22 protein-coding genes are annotated in these 25,743 nt (G+C 61.6%); 16 read left to right on the forward strand and 6 right to left on the reverse strand.

Annotation, left to right across the window (positions count from 1 at the left end):
- The first annotated feature begins 11 nt into the window (after positions 1-11).
- From LC298_RS02215 to LC298_RS02285, 15 genes are all read left to right on the forward strand, one after another.
- A complete protein-coding gene (locus LC298_RS02215; protein WP_131565064.1) occupies positions 12-290 on the forward strand; it encodes an integration host factor subunit beta in 279 nt (92 codons plus the stop codon).
- 51 nt (positions 291-341) lie between these two features.
- Complete coding sequence (locus LC298_RS02220; RefSeq protein WP_131565062.1) at positions 342-686, forward strand: lipopolysaccharide assembly protein LapA domain-containing protein; 345 nt, start codon at positions 342-344, stop codon at positions 684-686.
- Between the two features lie 4 nt (positions 687-690).
- Positions 691-1,638 carry a bifunctional Delta(1)-pyrroline-2-carboxylate/Delta(1)-piperideine-2-carboxylate reductase gene (gene lhpI / locus LC298_RS02225; RefSeq protein WP_131565060.1) on the forward strand — a complete coding sequence of 316 codons (948 nt, stop codon included), beginning with the start codon at positions 691-693 and terminating at the stop codon, positions 1,636-1,638.
- 47 nt (positions 1,639-1,685) lie between these two features.
- On the forward strand, positions 1,686-2,810 hold the full coding sequence (locus tag LC298_RS02230) for a class I SAM-dependent methyltransferase (protein ID WP_199223174.1): 1,125 nt from the start codon (positions 1,686-1,688) through the stop codon (positions 2,808-2,810).
- Entirely contained in the window at positions 2,807-3,655 is an 849-nt protein-coding gene (locus tag LC298_RS02235) for a TrmH family RNA methyltransferase (protein ID WP_131565056.1), read from the forward strand. The genes LC298_RS02230 and LC298_RS02235 overlap by 4 nt, the downstream gene beginning before the upstream one ends.
- On the forward strand, positions 3,652-4,137 hold the full coding sequence (lspA, locus tag LC298_RS02240; RefSeq protein ID WP_131565053.1) for a signal peptidase II: 486 nt from the start codon (positions 3,652-3,654) through the stop codon (positions 4,135-4,137). Before LC298_RS02235 ends, lspA begins: the two co-directional genes overlap by 4 nt.
- A 34-nt stretch (positions 4,138-4,171) precedes the next feature.
- Positions 4,172-5,167, forward strand: coding sequence for an acrylyl-CoA reductase (NADPH) (gene acuI / locus LC298_RS02245; protein WP_131565051.1), 996 nt, complete (start codon positions 4,172-4,174; stop codon positions 5,165-5,167).
- 171 nt (positions 5,168-5,338) lie between these two features.
- Positions 5,339-6,892: an ATP-binding protein gene (locus LC298_RS02250; RefSeq protein ID WP_158284669.1), complete on the forward strand. Its 1,554-nt coding sequence runs from the start codon at positions 5,339-5,341 to the stop codon at positions 6,890-6,892.
- 104 nt (positions 6,893-6,996) lie between these two features.
- Positions 6,997-7,854 (forward strand): l-ornithine N(alpha)-acyltransferase, encoded by an 858-nt coding sequence (gene olsB / locus LC298_RS02255; RefSeq protein ID WP_428977527.1) that lies wholly within the window; start codon positions 6,997-6,999, stop codon positions 7,852-7,854.
- A 144-nt stretch (positions 7,855-7,998) separates the two neighbouring features.
- The gene (mutS, locus tag LC298_RS02260) at positions 7,999-10,734 is read left to right on the forward strand and encodes a DNA mismatch repair protein MutS (protein ID WP_131565045.1); all 2,736 of its coding nucleotides are present in this window, start codon (positions 7,999-8,001) and stop codon (positions 10,732-10,734) included.
- Positions 10,735-10,775: 41 nt separating this feature from the next.
- The gene (locus tag LC298_RS02265) at positions 10,776-13,613 is read left to right on the forward strand and encodes a [protein-PII] uridylyltransferase (RefSeq protein WP_131565043.1); all 2,838 of its coding nucleotides are present in this window, start codon (positions 10,776-10,778) and stop codon (positions 13,611-13,613) included.
- A complete protein-coding gene (gene murJ, locus LC298_RS02270; RefSeq protein WP_131565041.1) occupies positions 13,610-15,193 on the forward strand; it encodes a murein biosynthesis integral membrane protein MurJ in 1,584 nt (527 codons plus the stop codon). Before LC298_RS02265 ends, murJ begins: the two co-directional genes overlap by 4 nt.
- Before the next feature lie 108 nt (positions 15,194-15,301).
- A complete protein-coding gene (gene trpS / locus LC298_RS02275) occupies positions 15,302-16,366 on the forward strand; it encodes a tryptophan--tRNA ligase (protein WP_131565039.1) in 1,065 nt (354 codons plus the stop codon).
- A 60-nt stretch (positions 16,367-16,426) separates the two neighbouring features.
- Positions 16,427-16,918, forward strand: coding sequence for a universal stress protein (locus tag LC298_RS02280; protein WP_131565037.1), 492 nt, complete (start codon positions 16,427-16,429; stop codon positions 16,916-16,918).
- A 76-nt stretch (positions 16,919-16,994) separates the two neighbouring features.
- Positions 16,995-17,564: a NifU family protein gene (locus LC298_RS02285; protein ID WP_131565035.1), complete on the forward strand. Its 570-nt coding sequence runs from the start codon at positions 16,995-16,997 to the stop codon at positions 17,562-17,564.
- A gap of 68 nt (positions 17,565-17,632) precedes the next feature.
- Here the strand turns inward: LC298_RS02285 and LC298_RS02290 are convergent, their stop codons facing one another.
- Complete coding sequence (locus tag LC298_RS02290; RefSeq protein WP_131565033.1) at positions 17,633-18,247, reverse strand: L,D-transpeptidase; 615 nt, start codon at positions 18,245-18,247, stop codon at positions 17,633-17,635.
- 203 nt (positions 18,248-18,450) lie between these two features.
- Between LC298_RS02290 and LC298_RS02295 the strand changes: the two genes are divergently transcribed.
- A complete protein-coding gene (locus tag LC298_RS02295) occupies positions 18,451-18,948 on the forward strand; it encodes an MmcB family DNA repair protein (RefSeq protein ID WP_131565862.1) in 498 nt (165 codons plus the stop codon).
- On the opposite strand, the gene LC298_RS02300 is transcribed toward LC298_RS02295, so the two are convergent.
- The 5 genes from LC298_RS02300 to LC298_RS02320 are packed head-to-tail and all read right to left on the reverse strand — an operon-like array spanning position 18,945 to position 25,721.
- On the reverse strand, positions 18,945-19,508 hold the full coding sequence (locus LC298_RS02300) for an ActR/PrrA/RegA family redox response regulator transcription factor (RefSeq protein WP_131565031.1): 564 nt from the start codon (positions 19,506-19,508) through the stop codon (positions 18,945-18,947). The genes LC298_RS02295 and LC298_RS02300 overlap by 4 nt on opposite strands.
- A gap of 18 nt (positions 19,509-19,526) precedes the next feature.
- Positions 19,527-20,837, reverse strand: a complete 1,311-nt coding sequence (locus tag LC298_RS02305; RefSeq protein ID WP_131565860.1) for an ActS/PrrB/RegB family redox-sensitive histidine kinase — start codon at positions 20,835-20,837, stop codon at positions 19,527-19,529.
- 55 nt (positions 20,838-20,892) lie between these two features.
- Positions 20,893-23,367 (reverse strand): ATP-dependent helicase HrpB, encoded by a 2,475-nt coding sequence (hrpB, locus tag LC298_RS02310; RefSeq protein ID WP_131565029.1) that lies wholly within the window; start codon positions 23,365-23,367, stop codon positions 20,893-20,895.
- A 3-nt stretch (positions 23,368-23,370) separates the two neighbouring features.
- Entirely contained in the window at positions 23,371-24,021 is a 651-nt protein-coding gene (locus LC298_RS02315; RefSeq protein WP_131565028.1) for an ATP-binding cassette domain-containing protein, read from the reverse strand.
- Between the two features lie 20 nt (positions 24,022-24,041).
- Positions 24,042-25,721, reverse strand: coding sequence for an ABC transporter permease (locus LC298_RS02320; protein WP_131565026.1), 1,680 nt, complete (start codon positions 25,719-25,721; stop codon positions 24,042-24,044).
- Between the last annotated feature and the right edge of the window lie 22 nt (positions 25,722-25,743).

Below are 25,743 nucleotides of genomic sequence, written 5' to 3' on the forward strand. Positions count from 1 at the left end.
GAGAATGCCCCGTGATCAAGTCCGAGCTTGTACAGATTATCGCGAACCGGAACCCGCATCTCTTCCAGCGCGATGTCGAGAACATCGTCAATGCGGTCCTCGACGAGATCTCCGACAGCCTTGCGGAGGGGAACCGGGTCGAACTTCGCGGTTTCGGCGCTTTTTCAGTCAAGAACCGGCCGGCACGGGAAGGCCGTAACCCGCGAACCGGCGACAAGGTCGCGGTGGAGGAGAAATGGGTTCCGTTCTTCAAGACCGGCAAGGAACTGCGCGAGCGATTGAACCGCTGACCGCTTCCGCGCGTTTGAGTGCAAGACCACAATCCAAGGAGTTGATGACGGATGATCCGGCGTCTGGTTTCAATAGTCATCTTTCTTCCGCTGGCGATCGTGCTGATCGCGCTCGCGGTCGCCAATCGCGAGACGGCGCCCCTGCGGTTCGACGTCTTCAATCCGGATAATCCGGCCCTGACGGTCAATGCGCCGCTATTCGTCTGGCTTCTCGCCGCGGCGGCCCTCGGCATCATTGCCGGCGGCGTCGGCGCATGGTTCTCGCAAGGCAAGCACCGCAAGATGGAACGCAAGTACAAGCGGGAAGCCAGGAAGCTTCGCTTCGAAGCCGAGGATACCCGGCGCAAGGCCGATGACGGCGAGACCCCGCTCGCGCTGACACGTTCCACGAGCTGACCTCTTGAAAACCCTCTCCGCTGAGGATCTCGACGGCATCTTCACGTTCGAGAACCTTATCGGTGAGTTGCGGACGGCATTCGCGGAGGGCGCGGAAGCCCCGCTGCGCCATCAGCACACGATTTCGCACCCCGGCGGAACCGACGCATCGCTGCTGCTCATGCCCGCCTGGAGCACGGACGCGGCCTCCGGCCATATAGGGGTCAAGATCGTCACGGTCTCGCCGGACAACGGTGCGGTTTCGATGCCGGCGGTGATGGCATCCTACATGCTGATGAACGGCCGAACCGGCGTTCCGGAAGCACTGATCGACGGCGGCCGGCTGACGCTTTGGCGGACCTCGTGCGCTTCGGCGCTCGCAGCGCAATTTCTCGCGCCGCCGCAGCCCGATACGCTGCTTATGGTCGGTGCCGGCGAATTGGCGCCGTTTCTGGCGCGCGCACATGCCCAAGTCCGCAACTACCGGCGCATCCTGGTCTGGAACCGTTCGAAGCCGGGGGCGGAACGCCTTGCCGATGAACTCCGCGCGGAGGGCCACAACGCCGCCGTGGCCCCGGATCTGGACGATGCCGTGGCCAGCGCCGATGTGATCAGCGCCGCGACGTTGTCGCGCGTGCCGCTTGTCCGCGGCGACTGCGTTACGCCCGGAACGCATATCGATCTGGTCGGCGCGTTCCGGCCCCAAATGCGTGAAACCGACGACGCTTGCGTCGCCAAGGCCTCCCTGTTCGTCGACACGTATGAAGGCGCAATCAAGGAGGGCGGCGACATCGCGCAGCCGCTTCGCGACGGTATCATCACCAAGAGCGCAATCCGCGCGGACCTCGCCGATCTTTGCCGGGGTAATCACCCGGGTCGGTCTTCCGAAGAGGAGATTACCCTGTTCAAATCGACCGGCGCGGCGCTGGAAGATCTCGCGGCCGCCATTCTGGCCTATCGCCTGGCGGATTGATGGCGTTTGGCACCGGTTGCCGCCGGTCGCTTGGAATTGTCGCCGGAATGCTCCATAGACTGGCCCCAACTGCACAGATGCGAAGGCCAATTGTGGCACGGTCAGAAACGAAAAAGCGCGGCAAACAGAAAGCGCCACACGCGGCCAGGCCGGGCGGCCCGCAACCGGGCCGCGCTTTCCGGCCGAGGCCAAAGCACGCCCAGCCCCAGACGAAACCCGAACCGAAGGCAAGGACGCCGCGATCGTCCCGCGAAGGCGTAGCGCCCCGAAGCGAGGCGCCGGTCATCCTCGAATCCGGGCCTGATCGCGATTACGCGCTCCTCGACAGCGGCGACGGGCTGAAGCTTGAGCGCTACGGCCCCTATCGGATCGTGCGGCCGGAAGCGCAGGCCATCTGGGGAAAACGTCTGCCTGCGGCCGAGTGGGAGAATGCGGATGCGGTGTTCACCGGCGATACCGACGAGGAAGGTCTTGGGCGCTGGCAATTCCGCAGCGGCGAACCGGTCGAAACCTGGCCGATGGCCTTCGACGGGACAGCCTATTTCGGCCGCTTCACATCATTTCGCCATGTCGGCGTCTTCCCGGAGCAAGCAGCCCATTGGCGCGACATGGCGGCGCGCATCGCCGCCGCCGGGCGACCGCTGCGCGTACTCAACCTCTTCGGCTACACCGGGGTGGCATCGCTCGTCGCGGCGAGGGCGGGCGCGCATGTCACCCATGTCGATGCCTCGAAAAAGGCGATCACCTGGGCCCGCGAGAACCAGCAACTGGCCGAACTCGACGACAAGCCGATCCGATGGATCTGCGAGGACGCGCTGAAATTCGTTCAGCGGGAAGGACGGCGCGGCAACAGCTACGACATCATCCTGCTGGATCCGCCCGCCTACGGGCGGGGACCGAATGGCGAGGTGTGGCAGTTGTTCGACAATCTGCCGGAAATGCTGGACGGATGCCGCGAGATCCTCTCGAACAGTCCAGTCATGCTCACACTGACGGCCTACGCGATCCGTGCGTCGTTTTACGCCATGCACGAGATCATGCGCGAGGTGTTCACCGGCTATCGGGTGGACGGCCTTATCCAGTCCGGCGAACTGATCATCCGCGAAGAGAAGAGCGACCGCGCCTTATCGACATCGCTCTACAGCCGCTGGATCGCCGGAGACAGGGCATGAGTTCGAGTATCGCGGCACCGGGCCGGGTGAAGGAAGTCACTAGCCTCGCAAATCCGATCATCAAGGATATCCGGCTTCTGGAAAAGAAACGTCACCGCGACGAGACCGGGACCTTCCTGGCCGAGGGCATGAAGCTGGTGATCGACGCCATCGAGAACGGCTGGGATATCCGGACGCTGATCTACGCCAAGGCCGGCAAGGGCAACGAGCAGATCGAGGCGCTGGCAGCGCGCTGCCTGGCCAAGGGGGCCGATATTCTGATTGTCTCCGAGAAGGTTCTCGGCGCGATCGCCCGGCGCGACAATCCGCAGATGGTGATGGGTGTGTTCGAACAGCGCTGGACCGATCCGGCGTCGATCAGCCCGGACGAAAAGGATGTGTGGGTGGCGCTCGACCGGGTGCGCGATCCGGGCAATCTCGGAACCATCATCCGTACCGCCGACGCAGCCGGTGCAAAGGGCATCATTCTGGTCGGCCAGACGACCGACGCCTTCGCCACCGAGACCGTGCGCGCGACGATGGGCTCGGTGTTCGCGGTGCCGCTTGCGCGGATGGACGAGGCCGAATTTTCCACGTTCGCGAAGAATTGGCCGGGCATGGTAGCGGGCACCCATCTGAAGGGCGCAATCGACTACCGGAAACCCGATTACGATGCCGGACCGGTGCTGCTGCTGATGGGCAACGAACAGGCGGGGCTGCCGGATATCTTGTCGGAGGCGTGCTCGATCCTGATCAAGATACCGCAGGCAGGCCGCGCGGATTCGCTCAATCTGGCGATTGCGACCGGGATCTGTCTATACGAAATCCGGCGCAGTGCGCTGACATTCGACGGAGCGAGTGAATGAGACGATCCTTGGTTGCAGCCGGTCTTGCGGCGGCGGTCGTCGCGATAGATCAGGCCATCAAGCGGATTGTCGAGACACAGATGGGCTATCACCAATCCATCGAATTGCTTCCGTTCTTCGCGCTGTTTCGCACCCACAATGAAGGCATCGCCTTCTCCATGCTCGAGGGTCTCGGTCCGCTGCCGCTGATCGTCATCAGCCTCGTGGTCGTTGCCTTCGTGCTGTGGCTGTGGCGCGGCAGCGACGCCCGGCGCAATCTGTCCCACGCCGGCTTTATCCTGATTATCGGGGGAGCAGTGGGCAATCTCATCGACCGGATCGCGCTCGGCTACGTGGTCGACTATTTCCTCTTTCATACCCCCCGCTGGTCCTTCGCTGTGTTCAACTTCGCCGATGCGGCAATCACCGTCGGTGCAGGACTGGTCATGTTAGACGAATTCCTGAACTGGCGGAGGCAGGGCGCAGTTGAAAAATCCGACTAGCTAAGGTCTGCTGCGAGCGAAACGGGAGAAGCGCATGTCGGATAGTTTCAAGGCCATCATGGTCTCGCGGGACGACGAAAAGAATCAGTCGGTGTCGGTGGAGACGCTCACCGTCGACGATCTGATGGAAGGCGACGTGGTGGTCTCGGTCGAGGCGACGACCGTCAATTACAAGGACGGTCTGGCGATCACCGGCAAGTCCCCGGTCGTGCGCCGCTGGCCGATGATTCCCGGTATCGATCTGGCCGGCACCGTGGAGAGTTCGAGCCACCCGCGCTGGAAGGCCGGTGACAAGGTGATTCTCAACGGCTGGGGGACCGGCGAAACGCATTACGGCGCCTATGCCGCCAAATCGCGGGTCAATGGCGATTGGCTGATCGGACTTCCGGAGGGCATGTCGGCGCATGACGCGATGGCGGTCGGAACGGCCGGCTACACCGCGATGCTTTCAATCCTTGCACTCGAGCGCCACGGCATCAATCCTGACCGCGGCCCGGTCGTCGTCACGGGCGCTTCGGGCGGCGTCGGGTCGGTCGCCGTGTCGATTCTCGGCAATCTCGGCTATTTCGTCATCGCTTCGACGGGGCGCACACACGACCAAAATTTTTTGAAGGGGTTGGGCGCCGCGGAGATTATCGACCGGGCGGAACTTTCGGAGCCAGGCAAGCCCCTCGGCAAGGAACGCTGGGCGGCAGGTATCGATTCGGTCGGCTCCCACACACTCGCCAACGTTCTCGCCCAGACCCATTATGGAGGAGCGGTCGCTGCTTGCGGACTGGCGCAGGGTTTTGACCTGCCGGCAACCGTGATGCCGTTCATCCTGCGCGGCGTCTCGTTGCTGGGGATCGACTCCGTGATGGCGCCGGTCGCGTTGCGCGAGGAAGCCTGGGCGCGGATCGCCAGCGATCTCGATTCCTCGAAGCTCGGTAGCCTAGCAACGTCGATTGGGTTTGACGATCTCATCGAAACCGCACACGGAATCCTCGAAGGCAAGGTACGCGGCCGCGTCGTCGTCGACATGATGGCCTGATACGGGGCAGTTCGGGCAAATTTTAACGGTTGGTAGAACCGCCCGCTAACTTAGTTCTGCTAGGGAATACCAATGTCGTCCGGTCTTCCATCCAGGCATTTAACCCGCGTAGGCGCTGCCTTGCGCAAGTTGCTGACGACCGGCCCCAGGCGAGCGGGAAGCGCAGCGGAGATGGCGGCCCTCAAGCATGCCAGTGATGATGCCCAGCGCGCCAACAGGGCCCAGGCGCGCCTGCTGGCAATGACGAGCCATGAGCTGCGAACGCCGCTGAACGGCATCATCGGCGTGGGGAAGCTGCTTGCCGACACGCCCCTTACCCCCGAGCAGCGCAATTACGTCGATGCCATCACCGTCTCTGGAGAGTCACTGCTTTCGCTTGTCGAGGACCTGATGGAATTTGCCCGGTTCGAAGCAGGAGAACCGGAACTGCGCCCCCAACGCGCGGCAGTTCGGCCACTGATCGGCGCAGTGGTCGAACTGCAGTGCGGCCGCGCCTACGCCAAGGACGTCGATCTTGGCTACTATGTTTCCCCCGCCGTTCCCGAATCCGCCCTCTTTGACGCAGAGCGGTTGCGGCAGATTCTCGTCAACATCGTTGGCAACGCCATCAAATTCACCGATACGGGCGGCGTCTCGATCGAGGTCGATCATCACCAGGGTGTCCTGCATATCCTCGTGTCCGACACCGGACCGGGGATCGATGCCGACGAGCAGAGCCGGATATTCGGAGAGTTTGAACAGGCGCGGACGGGCATGAACCGGCCGCACGAAGGCATCGGACTCGGCCTCGCAATCTCGAGGCGTATCGCAGAGGCAGCCGGCGGCACCATTGCCGTCGAGAGCAAGCCTGGCCACGGCGCGCAGTTCTCGGTGACGTTTCCGGTCTGCGATCCGGTTGCGGAAGAATTGCCTCAACACCGGCTGACCGGCATTCACGCTGTTATCGCCAGTCCGGCCTCGACAGAAGCGGAGTTGATCGGGCGGATGCTGCAGGACGCCGGGGCGACCACCGAGGTCGCCGCCGATACCGAAAATCTGGCGAATGCGCACCGGGGTGGTGACACGATCCTTCTGGTGGACGACCGGATCGAAGGTGGAGCGGAAGCGTTTCTCGCCGGAGGGCACGCGTTCGAAAAGGTCGTCGCGCTCATTCGCGCCGAGCAGCGAAATACACTCGGTGCAGCCTTCAAGCAGCACGAGCAATCCTTCATGACACGTCCCGTCCGCGCGGAGACGCTGCTTCGTGTGATCGGCGACCGCTTTGCCAGGGGCCAAATTAAAGCGATGCCAGAACATGGTATTGTAGGAAAACCCCGGCCCCTCCACGGCTTGAACGTGCTTCTCGCCGAGGACAATCCGGTGAACGCCCTTCTGACGCTCAGAATGCTCGAACGCCTTGGACATCGCGTCCGACATGTCGACAATGGCCGTGACGCGGTCGAGGCCGTGACACCGGGAAAGAACGGCGGCACATCCCAATTCGACGTGATCCTGATGGATCTTCACATGCCGGGCATGGATGGCATTGACGCGATCCAGGTCATTCGCCGGGAGGAAGATGGTAATCGGTCCCGCCACACGCCGATCATCGCAATAACCGCCGACATACTGCCGGAAACCGCCCGAAATGTCCTGGACGCCGGAGCCGACGGTATCTTGACCAAGCCGCTGGAAGCGGGCGCATTGGCCGACAAACTGGTAATGCTGAAGCAGCAGGTAGCTTAGGCGGTCGGCGAAGGTCATTCCTTTGTCGCAATAGGCTAATATCGGGACTCCGAACGCCGGATGAAGATTCGGCGGGACGAGCGGAGATGAGGCGTTTCATGGAAATCACGGCTTCAGGTTTGGCAGGAGGGAATACCCGCCCGGCTTCGCTTGGCCCCAGTACCGGATTGCTGGGTCAGATCGGCGGGTTGCAGGTCCGCCTCGCGGTCACGGATGACGAGCGCACCGCCGCGCAGCGTCTGCGCTATCAAATCTTCATCGCGGAGAGGGGCGCACGCGCGCCTGACTGCGACGGCGGGCGCGACGAAGACCGTTTCGACGCAGTCTGCGATCATTTGATCGTGATCGACACGCACCGGCCGGGACGCGACGCCGACAACATCATAGGCACATACCGTCTGCTGCGCGACGACGCCGCTGTTCGCTCAGGGGGATTCTATTCAGCCAGCGAATATCGCATCGAATCCTTGATCGCACGCCATCCCTGCAAACGTTTCCTGGAACTCGGACGGTCATGTGTTCTGCCCGCTTACAGGTCGAAGCGCACGATCGAATTGCTGTGGCAAGGTATCTGGGCCTACTGCCTGCAACATGACGTGGACGTGATGGTGGGTTGCGCCTCATTTCCCGGAGTGGTGCCAGCTGCGCATGCGTTGCCCCTCTCCTTCCTGCATCAACATGCGAGCGCGCCGACAGAATGGAACGTCGCTCCCGCAGCACCCGATTTCACCGAACTGGACATGATGCCTGTCGAGGCGATCGACGCGCGCGCGGCGCTCGCGGCGATGCCGCCCCTAATCAAAGGTTACCTGCGGCTCGGCGCGAAATTCTCCGACTTCGCGGTCGTTGACCCTGCCTTCGGCACAACCGATGTCATGGTGATACTGCCGGTCGAGACGATCAGCGACCGCTACGTGCGGCACTATGGCTCCGACGCCGGGCGTTTCGCGCCAGCGGGGTAGGAATTTTCCCTCTTGGGCAAATGTCCAGGCAGGCGGCAATCGCTGCCCCCTTCGAGAGATATCCTTGTCCTTTCCGGCGAAGGAAGATTGGGGACTTTCGGCAAGGCTATTTTCCCCACCTGTAAACGCGACTAAGAACTGGGAATGCCTGCCGCTGCCAAAAGCACCCTGCCGGAAGAACCACCGCCATCATCGCCGGCGCCAGCCGCTGCCACGCCGATGATGGCACAGTATCTCGACATCAAGGCAGCCCATTCCGACGCTCTGCTATTTTATAGGATGGGGGATTTCTACGAACTGTTCTTCGCCGACGCGGAAATCGCGTCGCGGGCGCTCGGCATCACCCTGACGAAACGCGGTAGGCACCTGAATGAGGACATCGCCATGTGTGGCGTGCCCGTTCATGCCGCAGACGACTATCTCCAAAAGTTGATCGCGAAAGGCTTTCGCGTCGCCGTTTGCGAGCAATTAGAGGATCCGGCGGAAGCGAAGAAACGCGGATCGAAATCCGTTGTGCGGCGCGACGTCACCCGGCTGGTCACGCCGGGCACGATCACCGAGGAGAGATTGCTCGATCCATCCGAGACAAGCTATTTTCTTTCTATCGGACGCACGAAAGGTACTGCAGCCACGCCCGAAATGGCACTTGCGTGGATCGACATTTCGACCGGCCAGTTCCGGCTGAGCGAAACGGCGCCCGACCGTCTCCTGTCAGACATCCTTCGCATCGCGCCGCGCGAGATAACCGTGTCGGAAAGCGTTTTTCACGATCCTGCCCTGCGACCCGTATTCGACACGCTCGGCCTTGCGGTGACTCCTCTGCCTCCAAGCCTGTTCGACAGCGCTTCGGCGCAGGATCGGCTGACCCGCTTCTACGGGGTCAATACGCTGGACGGTTTCGGGCGTTTCAACCGCGCGGAACTGTCGGCCGCATCGGGCGCCCTCGCCTATGTCGAGCGAACGCAAATATCGGAACGGCCGGTACTGCAACGGCCGCAGCGAGACGATGCTGCCGGGACGCTATTCATCGATGCGGCAACGCGGGCCAATCTCGAGATCGAGAGGACGCTGTCCGGCTCGCGGGAGGGCAGCCTGCTGAAAGCCGTCGACCGGACGGTGACGGGGGGAGGGGCCCGCCTGCTTGCCGAACGCCTGCGCTCGCCGCTGACCGATTATTGCACCATCAACGAACGTCTTGATTCTGTTTCATTTTTTCTCATTGCCGACGATGCGCTTCCCGGCCAAATGCGCGAATGTCTCAAACGCTGTCCTGACATGCTGCGCGCATTGTCGCGGCTGTCGCTCAACCGTGGCGGTCCGCGGGATCTTGCCGCCATTCGCGACGGTCTCCAAATCGCCAATGCCGTTCGAGAGCTTCTCCATCGCGAAGAGTTGCCGAAGGAACTGCTCGAGGCACACGAGTTCCTGAGCAGCGCTCCCGGGGTGGTGATGCGGGATCTCGACGCCGCATTGGCCGACGAGGTGCCCTTTCTGAAACGTGATGGCGGTTTCGTGCGCGCAGGCTACCATGAGGAACTCGACGAATTGCGGGCGCTGCGCGACGAATCGCGCAAGGTGATCGCCGCGCTACAATCGAGCTATGCGGAAGAAACAGGCGTCCGGTCGCTGAAGATCAAGTACAATAATGTGTTGGGTTACTTCATCGAGGTGACGGCCCTCAATGCTGATGCCCTGACCGCAACGGACGAGGCGAAAGGCCGATTCATTCACCGGCAAACGCTGGCGAGCGCCATGCGGTTCACGACAACGGAGCTCGCCGATCTGGAAAGCAGGATCGCTAATGCCGCCGACCGGGCGCTCTCCATCGAGATGGAGATATTCGACGGGCTGCAGGCACGGGTCATCGAGGCCGCCGAATCACTTCGCGGTGCGGCCAATGCGATCGCCGTTATCGACGTGTCGATGGGTCTCGCCAGGCTTGCGGAAAGCGAAGGATATTGTCGGCCGAAGGTCGATGACAGCCGAAACTTCGCCGTTACGGCCGGTCGCCATCCGGTGGTCGAACAGGCGCTGCGCAAGCAGGCCGCCAATCCGTTCGTTGCCAATGATTGTGACCTTTCCCCCGAGGGAAACAGCGAACAGGGTGCCATCTGGCTCCTTACCGGCCCGAACATGGGCGGCAAGTCCACCTTCCTTCGGCAGAATGCGTTGATCGCGATCCTTGCGCAGATGGGCGCCTTCGTACCCGCGGGCAGCGCTCATTTGGGCGTCGTCGACCGGCTCTTCAGCCGCGTCGGCGCCTCGGACGATCTGGCGCGCGGCCGCTCCACATTCATGGTCGAGATGGTCGAGACGGCCGCGATCCTCAATCAGGCCGGCGACCGATCGCTGGTCATTCTGGATGAAATTGGACGCGGCACGTCTACCTTCGACGGCCTCTCAATCGCGTGGGCGACGGTGGAACACCTGCATGGCGAGAACCGCTGCCGAACGCTGTTCGCGACGCACTTCCACGAACTGACTGCGCTATCGGAGACGCTCAGCAGCCTGCATAACGTCACGATGCGAGTGAAGGAATGGGAAGGCGACGTGATTTTCCTGCACGAGGTGGGAAGGGGCGCGGCGGACCGCTCCTACGGCGTTCAGGTCGCCAAGCTCGCCGGACTGCCGGAAAGCGTCGTCCTGCGCGCTCGCGCTGTACTGGACCAACTGGAGGCCCAAGGCCGCGACACGAAGGCCAGCAAGCTCATCGACGATCTTCCGCTGTTTTCAGCTGTGGCGAGACACGATGCGCCGCAACCCAAATCGAACGCTCTCGAACAGGCCGTGGAGAATCTCGCGCCGGACGATCTTTCGCCGCGCGAAGCCCTGGAAGCGCTTTACAGGCTCAAGGATATTCATCGCGGCAAACCGCGGTGAACGTGTGACATTTGAGTGAAGCTTCTGTAGTAGAGCCGCTGATGTCAACCGCAGCGAAACCGCCCCTGCCGGGCGTCGATCACGAATCAATACGCACCGAACTCTCCGCCATCGCGGCGCGACACGGCGATGGGGGATCGCCGGCCGCGCGGACCGATGTGCTGGCACATCTGAAATGGGTTCTGGCAACGGGACGGCAGGTGGCCGAAAGACGGTTATTCGAAAGTGGCAAAGGCACGGACTGCGCCAAGCAAATTTCCGACCTGCTCGACGCGATTGTCCGCGCAGTCTACGATTTCGCGCTGAACGACGTATTTCGCGTCAATAATCTGTCCAGTGGCGAGCGGCTCGCGCTGGTTGCCGTGGGCGGCTACGGGCGGGCGACGCTCGCGCCCGGCTCCGACATCGACCTGCTGTTCGTGCTGCCGTACAAGCAGACGCCGCTGGGCGAACAACTGGCCGAGTATATTCTCTACATGCTCTGGGACCTGAGCCTTAAGGTTGGGCACGCCACGCGCTCCGTCGACGAGTGTGTCCGCCTCTCAAAGACCGACGCGACGATCTCCACCTCGATCCTGGACGCCCGCTACATCTACGGCGAGAAGTCCCTTTTCAAGGAATTGCAGGTGCGGTTCGACGAGGAAGTCGTCAGCGGCTCGGCATCATCCTTCATTCAGGCCAAGCTCGCCGAACGCGACGCGCGCCACAAGCGCATGGGCGAAACCCGCTACGTCGTGGAACCAAATATCAAGGACGGCAAGGGAGGATTGCGCGATCTGCAGACTCTCTTCTGGATCGCCAAATATTTCTACCGGGTTTCCAACCGTGCGGAACTGGTCAAGAAGGGGGTCTTCAGCCGCGCCGAGTACAATCTCTTCGTCAAATGCGAGGACTTTCTGTGGGCGGTACGCTGTCATCTCCATTTCCTGACCGGCAAGGCCGAGGAGCGAATCGGCTTCGAGGTGCAGCGGGATCTCGCCGACCGGCTCGACTACAAGGGCCATGCGGGCCTGAAGGGCGTCGAGCGCTTCATGAAGCATTACTTCCTCATTGCCAAGGATGTCGGCGATCTGACGCGCATATTTTGTGCCCAACTAGAGGAAGAGGATGTCAAGCAGGTCCCCTCCTTCAACAGGCTCTTGCAAACCCTGCCGTTCAATCGCCGGACCCAGAAGATCCGCGGCACTAGCGATTTCATCATCGACAACAAGCGGATCAATATCGCCGACAAGAAAACGTTCAGCCGCGACCCGGTCAACATCATCCGCATGTTCTGGTTTGCAGACCGCGACGGCCTGGATTATCACCCGGATGCGTTGCAATTGGTCCGTCGGTCTCTCAAGCTCATCAAGAAATCGCTGCGCAACGATCCCGAAGCCAACCGGCTGTTTGTCGAGATTCTGACCTCGCACAAAAATCCTGGACTCAATCTCCGGCGCATGAACGAGGCCGGCGTGCTCGGGCGTTTCATTCCCGATTTCGGCAAGGTCGTCGCGATGATGCAGTTCAACATGTATCATCACTTTACGGTCGACGAGCACCTCATCCGCTCGGTCGATGTGCTTTCAAGCATCGAGCAAGGCAACCTTGAAGAAGAACACCCTCTCGCTTCTGCGCTGCTGCCTGAACTCGAGGAGCACCGGCGGATTCTCTATGTCGCGCTCTTTCTCCACGACATCGCCAAGGGCCGGCCGGAAGATCACTCGATCGCCGGGGCCGCGGTTGCAGAGAAACTCTGCCCCCGGCTCGGATTGACGACCGAGGAGACCGAGACCGTTGCCTGGCTTATACGCGAACATCTCAGCATGAGCACGGTCGCGCAATCACGCGATCTATCGGACCGCAAGACAATCGAGGATTTTGCGTCGACCGTGCAAACGTTATTTCGGTTGAAGCTTCTCGTCATTCTTACGGTTTGCGACATCCGGGCCGTGGGTCCCGGCGTCTGGAATGGATGGAAAGGCCAATTGCTGCGGACCCTCTTTACCGAGGTGGAAATCGCACTGACGGGCGACTTCGCCGAAATCAATCGCAAGGACCGGGCTGCTCTCGCCCGCAAGGAGCTGGCGGAGCGGCTTTCCCACTGGCCGAGAGCGGCGCGGACGCGGCACGTCTCGCAGCACTATGACAACTACCTCCTGACAGTGGACATTGATGACCAGGTTCGACACGCCGAGTTCATGCGGGAGGCACTTGCCGCCGACCAGAAACTTGCCACAGAAGTGCGAACCAGTTCGTTCCAGGCGATCACGGAAATCACCGTGCTAGCCCCGGATCACCCGCGTCTGTTGTCAGTGATCGCTGCGGCGTGTTCCAGCGCAGGCGCGAAGATCGACGGCGCGCACATTTTCACGACACGGGACGGGTGGGCCCTCGACACGATCTTCATCAATCGCGAATTCACCGACGATGGCGACGAACTGCGGCGCGCCAAGCGTATCGGGCGCGCGATCGAGGATGTTCTCTCCGGCAAGACATACCTCCCGGACATCCTGGCGCACAAGATGAAGCCAAAGCGCACCCTGAAGGCATTTTCCATTCAACCGGCAGTGGCTATCAAGAATACGCTCTCCAACCGATTCTCGGTGATCGAGATTGAGGGTCTCGACCGTCCCGGCATCCTGTCGGAGATCACCGGCGCGTTGTCGGATCTAACGCTCGATATTCGCTCAGCCCACATCACAACCTTTGGCGAAAAGGTGGTCGATACGTTCTATGTTACCGACCTGACCGGCCAGAAGATCACCGATCCCTCACGCCAGAAGCGTATTCGGAAAGTCTTGGTCGACGTTCTCAAGGGACGCGCCGATGAGAACCCGGTCGTCCAAGTCAGTGCCGGCCTCGCCAAATCCACGCCCGGAGCCTCCGGAAGCGTATGAGCTTATTCGTAAAATTCATCGGCGTCGGAGGAGCCACCTCGGCTAGTCGCGTTCTCGGTTTTGTTCGCGAGGCAACGATCGCAGCCGTGCTGGGCGCGGGACCGGTCGCAGATGCCTTCTATGCCGCACTGCGGTTTCCGAACCTTTTTCGCCGCCTGTTCGCGGAGGGCGCATTCAATGCGGCCTTCGTTCCGATCTTCGCGAAGGAAGTCGAGATCAACGGCAACCAGAGCGCGGCAAAGTTTGCCGGCGAGGTGTTTTCGATCCTCGTCCTCGTTCTCGGCATTCTGTCTGTTTTCGCATTGATCTTTATGCCGTTTCTGGCCGGAACGGTGATCGCGCCCGCCTTTCAGGACACGCCGGAAAAGTTCGATCTGACGGTGCTCCTCGCTCGCATCATGTTTCCGTATCTTGCTGCCATGTCGCTGGTGGCGATGCTGACCGGCGTGCTCAATTCGTTTCGGAAATATTTCCTGGCCGCGCTTGCACCCGTTCTCCTAAACATCGTTCTCATCAGCGTGCTGTTCGCGGCGATCCGTTTCGACCTGCCGGACAAGGATGTAGGGATCGCGCTCGCAGTCGGTGTCGTTTTCTCGGGACTGCTGCAACTGGGCCTTCTTGTTTTTGGTCTGGTGCGCGCCGGTTTCCGATTCGTGCCCCGCCCTCCCCGCCTGACACCGCAAATCAGCCGCCTTCTGAAGCTGGCTGCACCAGCCGCACTGACAGGCGGCATCGTCCAGATCAACCTGGTCGTGGGACAGATAATCGCATCGCAGCAGGACGGTGCGATCGCGCTGCTGAACTATGCCGACCGCATCTATCAACTTCCACTCGGTGTCATCGGGATCGCAATCGGAGTGGTGTTGTTGCCGGAACTTGCGCGCGCGCTCGGCGCGAACGAGCAGAAGACCGCGCTTTCACTGCAAAACAGGAGCCTGGAATTCGGACTTGGGCTGACCCTTCCCGCCGCTGTCGCCCTTGCACTCGCGCCGGTCCCGTTCGTTGCCGTGATCTACGAACGCGGAGCGTTCAGCCATGAAACGACGCTGGCCACAGCACACGCGCTTGCAGCCTTTGCAATAGGCCTACCCTCCTTCGTGATGATAAAGGTGCTGCAACCGGGATTTTTCGCCCGCGAGGACATGCGTACTCCGATGTGGTTCTCGCTCGTCTCGCTCGTGGTCAATGCGGCGGGCAGCCTGCTGATGTTTCCAGTGATAGGTCATGTCGGCATCGCCGCGGCAACAAGCCTGGCGGGCTGGGCGAACGCCTTGCTGCTCGGCGTCACCCTATGGCACCGCGACCATTTCCGGCCTGCGCCCGAAACGTTACGCCGGGCCGGACTTACGGTTGTCTGCAGCATCGTGATGGGCGCATTCCTCTATGGAGCGTGGATTGCGATCGAAGACGCGTTCATCGCGTCAGGCATTTTGATGCGGGTGCTGTTCGCCGCTGGTCTCGTCGCAGCCTGCGTGGCGATCTATTTCGGCCTGGCTATCGCCACCGGCGCGGTCGACCGATCAATGCTCATCCGGTCGCTGAAACGGGGAGGGAAGGCGAGCCCCGCCAAGGAAACCTGACTGGCCTTGAACCCGGCGCGCCCTGCTGTCATAAGCCGCGCGCAACCTATCCTCGCGTCGGGAGCCTCGCTCTGCGGCGGAGCCCTCCACCAGCTTCGGGAATGTCAGATGAGCAGCTTCGAACCCCTTGTGTTCTCGGGAGTGCAGCCGAGCGGAAATCTAACGCTCGGAAACTACCTCGGCGCGATCCGCAATTTCGTCGCTCTGCAAGGCAGCTATAAGTGCATCTACTGCGTTGTCGATCTGCACGCGATTACGGTCTATCAGGAGCCAAAATCACTGATCGAGGCGACACGATCGGTGGCGGCTGCCTACCTGGCGGCGGGCATCGACCCCTCTAAAAACATCGTGTTTAACCAAAGCCGGGTTCATCAACACTCTGAATTGGCATGGATCTTTAACTGTGTAGCTCGAATGGGGTGGCTCAGCCGCATGACGCAGTTCAAGGAAAAGGCCGGCAAGGACCGCGAGAACGCCTCCGCCGGTCTGTTCGCCTATCCCGCCCTGATGGCGGCCGACATTCTGCTCTACCGCGCAACACACGTGCCGGTCGGCGATGACCAGAAGCAGCATCTGGAGTTCTCGCGGGACGTCGCCCAGAAGTTCAACAACGATTATTCGGAGCGTATCGGCGAACTCGGTCTCGGCGTGCCAATCGCCATGGGCAACGAAACCGTCAATGGCTATTTTCCATTGACCGAGCCGTTGATCGAAGGACCGGCCACCCGCGTGATGAGCCTTCGCGACGGAACAAAGAAGATGTCCAAGTCGGACCCGTCGGATTTGTCGCGCATCAATCTGACTGATACCTCCGACGATATCGCCAAGAAGATTCGCAAGGCGAAGACCGACCCCGAGGCATTGCCTTCGGAAGCCGAGGGTCTGGAAGACCGTCCGGAAGCGGCAAATCTCGTAGGGATCTATGCGGCGCTCGCGGGTCGAACGAGGGACGACGTTCTACGCGAGTTCGGCGGGCAGCAGTTTTCGACGTTCAAGCCGGCGCTCGCTGACCTGGCGATCGAGCAACTCGCACCGATTGCCGACGAAATGCGCCGGCTGATGGCCGACACAAGTCATATTGACAGCATTCTTGCTAACGGCGCGGAACGGGCTTCGGTCATGGCAGAAAAGACGATGATCGACGTCAAGCGCATTATTGGCCTGTCGTTCTAGCCGATGTCACCCTCCACCTGGCCGCTTGATGCGGCTTGAGCCGCGTGCCATTTAACGGCCATGGTAACAAAACGTCTAATCAAGGAAGCCGGGCACCGGCGCAAATTCCTCGCGGTGATTGACGACACGCCGGAATGCGAGCGCGCGGTGTTTTATGCCGCCCGGCGCGTTGTGGGCACACAGGGCAGCCTCGTCCTGCTCTATGTCATTGAACCCGGAGATTTCCAGCACTGGCTCGGTGTGGAGCAGATGATGCGCGCGGAGGCGATGGAGACAGCGGAAGCTGCCCTCGCCAGATATGCATCTCTTGCCCGTGACAAGGCAGGGGTCGAGGCTGAAGTCGTTATCCGGGAGGGAGTCCCGGTCGAGGAAATCCATTCGCTGATCGAGGAGGATCAGGATATCGCCATTCTGGTTCTGGCGGCGGGTGCAGCGAAAGAGGGACCGGGACCGCTTGTCTCGTCGATCGCTGGGGGCAACGCAGCCTTCCCAATTCCGGTCACCGTTGTCCCCTATAATCTCAGCGACGAGGACATCGAAAGCCTCTCGTGATACGGTGACCGCGCTTGAAGTGGCGCATCAATCGGCTTATTTTAGAATTATTCCAATTTGCGCGCGGAGTGATTTCATGTTCATCCAGACCGAAGCCACGCCAAATCCGGCGACACTGAAATTCCTCCCCGGAAAGGTCGTCATGGACGCGGGCACCGCCGATTTCCGCGATCCGGAAGCCGCGTCCGCGCAATCGCCGCTGGCGGCCCGTCTGTTCGCCGTTGACGGTGTTACAGGCGTTTTCTTCGGCTACGACTTCGTCACCATCACCAAGGACGACGAGACAGAGTGGCAGCATCTGAAGCCCGCAATCCTGGCGGGCATCATGGAGCACTTCATGTCTGACGCCCCGGTTATGGCATCACAGGGCGAAGAGGCGAGCGCCGCCGCCGGGGAAGAGTTCTTCGACGCCGAAGACGAGACCATCGTCGCCACGATCAAGGAACTGCTGGATACGCGCGTTCGCCCGGCCGTCGCGCAGGATGGGGGCGATATCACTTTCCGCGGTTACCGCGAGGGAACGGTGTTCTTGCACATGAAAGGCGCTTGCGCCGGGTGCCCGTCATCCACCGCCACCTTGAAGCATGGCATCCAGAATCTTCTGCGCCACTTCATTCCCGAGGTCGAGGGCGTAGAAGCCGTCTAATTCTTTCCGGCCGGAACGAAAAAGCCGGACGCGATGTCCGGCTTTTCTGCTTTAGGGTCTCTCAAAAGTCAGGAGACTATGACCTTCGCGCCGGGTTGAACCCGTTCGTACAGGTCTATGATGTCCTGATTCATCAGACGGATGCAGCCCGAGGAAACGGCTCCGCCGATCGACCACCACTCAGGCGTTCCATGCAGGCGGTAGCCGGTGTCGCGCCCATTGCGCATCAGGTAGAGCGCGCGCGCGCCAAGAGGGTTTGTAAGACCGGGCTTCATGCCTCCCCGGTATTTCGCAAGTTCCGGCTGCCGCTTAATCATCGCTGCAGGCGGCGTCCATGTCGGCCATTCGCGCTTCCAGCCAACCTTGGCGACCCCGGACCACTCGAACCCCTCACGCCCGACGCCAATGCCGTACCGCATGGCCTTTCCGCCTTCGAGCACCAGATGAAGAAACTTGGCATCGGTATCGACGATAATCGTGCCCGGCTTTTCCTTGGTTGCGTAATCCACGATCTGGCGCCGATATTGGCGTTCGACCTTGGCGAGTGGAATTGAGGGCAAGGCATATCCGCCGTCCGAGCGGCCTTTGTATGCGCTGGCAAACTGAGTGGAGTTTGTCGTGCACCCTGACACGATTGCCATTGCTGCCACCGCCGCGGCGATAAAGAAAACTCTGCCTCGCATAACTTGCTCCCCCGTTCAGTGGCTGGCAATTCGATGCGGAACTGCACCGGTCTCCCCGGCTCTAGGTCCGGCTCAGATCACCGGTTCTAGCTACCAATGATTGATTAACCATGAACACGCTTCTGTGCCAAAGCGCACGTGGCATGCAAGTGTCACGAGCCTTCCTGATGCATATGGACAGCGAATCGTGGCAAAGTAGCCACATGCCGTTGATCGATCTGCACGCACGAAATCCACTTGAGGACCGCCGCCAGTCGGCGCGCGCGCTGCGTATCAGACGCGGGGTGCAACTTCTGCTAAGCGGCATGGGCGCTACGCACATCCCCGAACTGACTCTTGCCAGCGGCAGACGGGCAGACATCCTCGCACTGTTCAGGGACGGCTCGATCTGGATCGTCGAGATCAAGTCATCGATGGAGGATTTGCGCGCCGACACCAAATGGCCGGAATATCGGGATTACTGCGACCGCTTGTTCTTTGCTACACTCGGCGACGTGCCGGAAGAAATTTTCCCGCGGGATTGCGGTTTCATCTGCGCTGACGAGCACGGCGCGGAAACATTGAGGGGCGCGCCGGAGCACAGGCTGCCAGCCGCACGGCGCAAGGCCGTCACCCTGCGTCTGGCGCAGGCCGCTGCCCAACGTCTCTATCTGGCTGAGTTGGCGGGCGCCATCCCTCCACTTGCCCCTGATATCAGCTAGCGGGGCGCGCGCTTGGCGAGGATGCGCTGCAATGTGCGACGATGCATGTTGAGACGGCGAGCCGTCTCGGACACGTTGCGATCGCACATCTCGAAAACGCGTTGAATATGCTCCCACCGCACGCGATCCGCCGACATGGGGTTCTCCGGGGGAGCGACCCTCTCACCAGAGGGCGTTGTAAGCGCGGTGTAGATGTCGTCAGCGTCCGCCGGCTTTGCAAGATAGTCGACCGCACCCAGCTTCACCGCGTTGACGGCTGTCGCGATGTTGCCGTAGCCGGTCAGGACTATAGCTCGTGAATCGGGACGCCGCGCACGTATCGCCGCGATCACGTCAAGCCCATTGCCGTCGCCGAGCCGCATGTCGACAACTGCATAGGCTGGTGGGCTTGCCTGCACGCTGGTCAGGCCCTCGGCGACCGTTTCGGCCATGCTGACAACGAAGCCGCGGCTTTCCATGGCCCGGGCCAAGCGCTGCAGGAAAAGCCGATCGTCGTCGACGATCAAGAGGGTGCGTTCAGGTTCCAATTCCACTGGCTCATCCATGGCGGCTGCGCTCATCCTTATCTCCTTCGTCCATTACGCGGCAAGCGAATGCATGGATGACCTTGGCCAAGTGACCAAAACGCTGGCCCCCCCACTTGCCGAAAACGCATTGCTGAAGTGAAGCGTCGCTCCCGATCTTTCCAGCAGCGTCTTTGCTATAAAGATACCGAGACCGAGACCACCTCCTCCCCTGCGCGGCCGGTCCCTAACGCGCGACACTGGCAAATCGGGTTCACCCAGATGCTCGAGGACCTCGAGCGAAAAACCTGGCCCGTCATCCGTGATCCGGATCGACACGGTATCGAATGACCATTCCATGTTTACCTCAACCGCCTCCCTGGCGAAGTCGACCGCGTTTTCAACCAAATTTCCAAGTCCGTAAATGATTCCGGGATTGCGACCTGCCACCGGTTCAGGCCCACTCTGATCAGACACTTCAGCCACGATCCCAATTCCGAATTCCCGATGCGGTGCGATCACTTCCTCGACTAGCGCACGGAGAGGAACACGGGAAATGTGATCACCATCGGAGGTACCGAGCGTGCTCAGGCGGCGAAGGATCTCGCGGCACCGGTCGGCCTGCGTGCGCAGCAGTGCGATGTCCTCCTTCAGGCCTTCCGTATCCGCGGAGGCGCGTTCCATTTCCTTCGCGACAAGGGATATCGTCGCAAGCGGGGTCCCCAGTTCATGCGCAGCGGCGGCTGCAAGGCCATCCAGTGCGGACATATGTTGCTCGCGCTGCAGCACAAGTTCGGTCGCCGCCAAGGCGTCGGAAAGACGGCGCGCCTCCTCGGCCACCCGGTAGACGTAAAAGGCTGTGAATACGAGACAGGAGACGACCGCCACCCAGAGACCGAACACATATACCAAAGGGATATCCAGGCGTGTGTCGGGGTACCACGGCAGGGGCAGGCGAAAAAACATCAGGAGGGTCGCGACCCCGATCACCACCAGAGCGAGAAGGGCGGTGAACCGCGGCGGTAGCGTTGCCGCCGATATAATGACCGGAACGACCAGCAGAAATGAAAAGGGGTTTGTCAATCCGCCGGTAAGGGCCAGCAATCCCGCCAGTTGTGCGACATCGAAAACGAGAATGGCGAACACGCCCATCGGACGAAGACGCTGGTTGGCGGGGTAGAACCAGGTCAACGCCATGTTCAGGCAAACCGCAACCGCGATGAGTATTACACATGGAATGACAGGTAGTTCGAATTTGAGGACGAGTCCGACGAACAGGACCGCCAAGAGCTGACCGAGAGCAGCCATCCAGCGTGTGTTGGTGAGTGTCGAAAGGCGCAGACGGCGGTTGCCGAATCCCGCCTCCGGTCCGATCGCGAAATCCATGGGAGCGATATAGGCGTCCATGCCCTTTATGGGAATGGCACCAATGACCGACACATCAACGACGCGTTTTCGCTGTACGGGTCGCAGCGGCGCTGGCGGGATCCTCTGGCCAGGGATGCTTCGGATATCGCCCGCGCAGATCCGCCCTGACCGAGGCCCACGATCCGGACCAAAAGCCCGGAAGGTCCCGGGTGCGCTGGATCGGACGTCTCGCAGGCGAAAGGAGTTCGATCGTCAGCGGGATTCCGTCGCCAATCGACGGATGCGAGGTGAGGCCGAAGAGTTCCTGCACCCGAATGGCGATGGCTGGAGACGTACCATCCGCTGGGTAATCCAGTTCAACACGTGTACCGGTCGGCGCAATGTAGTGTTGCGGCGCCAGTTCATTCAGTTTCCGGCTCAAATCATACGGCAGACGTGCGATCAGAGCATCTTGGAGAACGCCGCCCCTGAGTTGATTCAGCGCAACGGCGCCCTCCAGATAAGGAGACAGCCAGTCTTCGAGGGTGTCCAGCAAACTCCCTTCGTCCATCTCGCGCCACGGCGCGCCAAGGGAGGCGCGAAGCCAGCGCAGCCGCTCCAAAAGACGTTTAGACGTTTCAGACCAGGGCAGAATCTCGAGTCCGTGCCGCCGTATGCCTGCGAGCAACGCTTCGACCGCAGCCTCGCCCGGTTCGACGGGGACATTGGATGACGACAGCGTCACCGAGCCGAACCTTTCGATGCGCTTAGCGAAGAGCCCGCCGCGGACCTTGTCGAAGCCGATCTGATCAATCACTTCTATACGGTCAGCGAGGGTCTCGCGAATTTCGCCAAGGGTTATTGGCGCGGCTGCCGAAACACGACCTTCGTGCGCCTTGCCCGTTACCTCGGCGACCACGAGGAAGTCTTCTGACGCAAGCCGGTCGGCTTCATCCACGTAGACGCCGCGCCCGTTCGCCATCACGAAACGTCCGGGTCGCCCGCCACTGCGCGCCCTTGCGATACGGTCCGGGAAGGCCGAGATCAGCATTGCTCCCGCACTCGCTGGGCCTCCGGTACTCTCCACCCCAAACATCACGCTAGCGACGGACCGCTTTGCCGTGGCGCGCAGCCGTGCTGCCCGCCCGCCCTTCTGAGTCAGCATGCGCTCCAGCCGGTAAGCAAGATCGAGACCTCCCCCACCGACTCCGCGCTCGCTGATCAGAAGACCCAGCGCCATGCGGCGGAATGCGTCTCCAGCGCTGGTCGCGTCTGCAACCATTGCCGCGAGCCGTGCCCCCAGTCCGATTTCGCGCATGATGCGGCCTTTCCCCGTAAGGCTGCCGTCCGGACCGGTGGCGCCAAGTGTAAAAAGGAGTTCGCGCGCCTCGGAAAGCGCGGGCGCCGGCGGGGGATCGAGGAAGCGGAGCGATGCGGGATCCGCAACGCCCCATTCAAGGCAGTCGAGAAGAAGGGAGGAAAGATCGGCATTAAGAATTTCCGGCGGGTCGAATGCAGCGAGGGCGCGGGTCTGTTCCTCGCGCCACAGGCGAATTGCCACGCCCGGCGCGGTGCGGCCGGCGCGGCCAGCCCGCTGCGTGGCGGCAGCCTGCGACACACGTCCGGTTTCAAGGCGTGTCAAGCCACTTGCCGGATCGAACACTGGACGCCGAGCAAGGCCGCCGTCGATCACCACACGAACGCCGTCTATCGTGACAGAGGTCTCGGCGAGCGCCGTCGCCAGCACAACCTTGCGCGTACCCGCAGGCGGCGGCTTGATCGCCCGGTCTTGGTCGGCGATCTCCATCATGCCGTAAAGCGGTGCCACAAACACATCCTCGGGGAGGCCCGTCTCGAGTGCCTTGGCCGCGCGGTAAATTTCCGCCTGCCCCGGCAGAAACACGAGAAGGCTGCCGTCTTCGGTCGCAAGCGTGCGGCGGATAGCCCGGGCGACGGCCGATTCGACGGGCTCGTTGCCGGTTCGCTCTTCATAACGCATCTCTACGGGGAAGGCACGTCCCCTGCTCTCGATCACAGGAGGGCCGCCTAGAAGGCAGGATACCCGCGCACCATCGAGGGTCGCCGACATCACGACGATGCGGAGATCGTCGCGCAGCCCGGCTTGAACATCCAGTGTCAGCGCGAGCGCGAAATCAGCATCCAGGCTGCGCTCGTGGAATTCATCAAACAGAACGGCCCCGATCCCTGCCAGTTCGGGATCGCCGGTGACAATGCGCTGGAAGACACCTTCCGTGACCACCTCAATGCGGGTCGAAGGGCCGACGCGCGTGTCCAGCCGCATGCGGTAGCCGACCGTTTCGCCGACCTCTTCGCCCAGCAGTTCCGCCATGCGCCGGGCGGCCGCCCCGGCGGCCAGCCGCCTCGGCTCCAGAAGAATGATTTTCTTGCCATTCAGCCATGCCGCATCGAGTAACGCCAAGGGGACGAGGGTCGTCTTGCCAGCTCCCGGGGGTGCGACGAGAACGGCGTTTCGGCCGCCCGACAGCGCGGCCCGCATCTCCGGAAGAACCGCCGTAACGGGCAGACCCGGTAACCGGAATTCCGTCATGACCTATGCACCGACCTCGATCACGTCGCCGCGCGCAGCGCGTGCATCCGACTCATCGTGGGTGACGAGAATAACCGGCAACCGAGTGCGGCTCGCCTGTTCGAAGACCAATGTGCGGATCTGATCGCGCAACTGCATGTCCAGCTTAGAGAATGGTTCGTCGAGCAGGAGGAAGTTCGGCTCGGAGATCAGCACCCGTGCCAGTGCTACGCGGGCCTTCTGGCCTCCCGAAAGTGTCTCTGGATCCCGATCGAAAAGTCCGCCCAGCCCCACATCTTCCAGCGCCGCCTCGGCGCGCGTGCGCCGCTCGCGCACCGTCGTGACCGACGCCGGTAGAGCGAAGACTAGGTTTCCGCCGACCGACATATGCGGAAACAGCAGGGGGTCCTGAAAGAGAATTCCGGCATGCCGCTCCTGCGCGGGCAGAATGGTAATATCGCGTCCGCCACAGATCACCCGACCCTCCCCGACGAAGTCTTGGTCGAGAAAGCCGCCTATGTAGGCGAGTAGGGTGGACTTGCCGGAGCCTGATGGACCCATGATCGTCAGCGTATCGGCGGGTCCGACATGGTGATCGACCGAGAGCAGCGTTCGGCTATTCAGGCCGATGCGCACCTTCTCGAGACGGAGACCTGGCGACGAATTTTCTGGCAACGACAGCTCCGGGGACGAGATCAGGCCACCTTCATGGCGCGCCGGTTTCTGAAAAGCAACGCCGGGACAAGCGCCGCCAGGACAAAGCCGAGAAACGGCAAAACCATCTGAAAAAACGCGTAAATTCCGATAACGCGCCGATTCCCGCCTGCGCCGAGCGCGACAGCCTCCGTTGTGATTGTCACCAGCCGGCCGGCGCCGATCAACAGCGTCGGAAGATACTGTGCAACGGAAACGGCGAAACCGACGGCCAGTGCCGTCAGGATCGCGCGTGACAACATCGGCATGCGCACGGCCAGGAAAGTCGTCCACGCCGTCTTTCCCAATCCCGCGGAGATCGCCTCGTAGCGCCGGTCGAATGCGCGCCATGGCGCCGAAAGCGACAGAAACACATAGGGCAGCACGAAGACGAGATGCACGAGAACCAGCGCCGACCATGTCGCTCCGCCCTCGGCGTAGAGCAACAACAGCTTGAGCCCGAATACGAATCCGGCCTGCGGGACAAGTAGGGGGAGATAGATGAAGAAGAGGGCCTGATTGCCCGCCGATCGGCCGGTCTGCTGTTCGCGGGCAAGGCACGCGATGGCGAGAATTCCGGAAAGAAGTGTGGCCGCGACACCGACCGTCACCGTCGTCCAGAGGGGATTGCCGATACGCGGTATGGTCTGCCGCCAGCCCCGCAGCGAGAGCGAACCCGGCAGAACGTCCGGAAACTGCCAGAGTCCGGAAACGGACCAGAGGGAAAGGACGCCAAGACCGCCAAAGACAATGACGGCTATCAGAGCCATGGCAGTGAAGGCGGCGCGCCGGGCGAGCGCATCCGTCCGAAACCGTCGGCCCCTCAAGGTGCAGAGTCTCAGCATTTGCCCGGCTATGCGCTCGATCGCCAGCCAGAACAGAAGCGCGCTCAGCGTAACGCCAAGCTGCAAAACAGCGCCCGCCGATGCCATGAACCGTGCTGAGAGATCCGGATCATTCATCCACTCGACCAGACGCACGGGCAGGGACGCCGGTGTTGTCGGCCCGAGAATGATCGCCATGTCGACCACCGAAGTGGCGAACGCGATTACGGCGAAAACCGCCAGCCGAATTTGCCGGTAGACCGAAGGCCAGACGGTATACAGAAAGCCGGACACCCGCCCGTAACCTAGGGTCATGGCAAGGCGGCGTGAAGCTGTGACAGGCACCTGCGGAAGAGCGGCCAGCGTCATCAGGAGCAGGAAGGGCACTTCCTTCACGATCAACCCCGCCATCAGCGACAGTCCCAGTTGATCGTTGACGATCAGCCAGTCGGGCGGGCGCGTCCACCCTGTCGCCCAGGGCGACAGCAGCCGTGCGAGAAACCCCGATGGAGCGATCATGAAGGCGAGACCAAACGCGGCGGCGGCGTGCGGCACCGCCAGAAGCGGCGATACGCTGACCTCAACGAAGCGGAACGCACGTGTTTGCCCCCAGCCGGCGACAAACAGCGCGACAAGCCCCACCGAGATGGCCGCAGTGAGGACCCCGCTAGCGAAAGCTATGATGCACGAACGGACCAGTCCGGGTTGAGAGAACAGGTCGGCAAACGGCGCGAGCGAAAACGTGTTGCCGCCAAGTGCCGGCAGGTAGCCAAAAGCCGGCACCACAGTTCCCGCCAGACCAGCGAGGATTGGTAGCGAGAGTACCGCCACCGCCAGCGCCGGAAAGAACCTCAGCATCGGGCCGTCATGCTAACACGAA

Origin of the sequence: Oricola cellulosilytica, from assembly GCF_019966575.1 — a bacterium.
GTDB lineage: Bacteria > Pseudomonadota > Alphaproteobacteria > Rhizobiales > Rhizobiaceae > Oricola > Oricola cellulosilytica.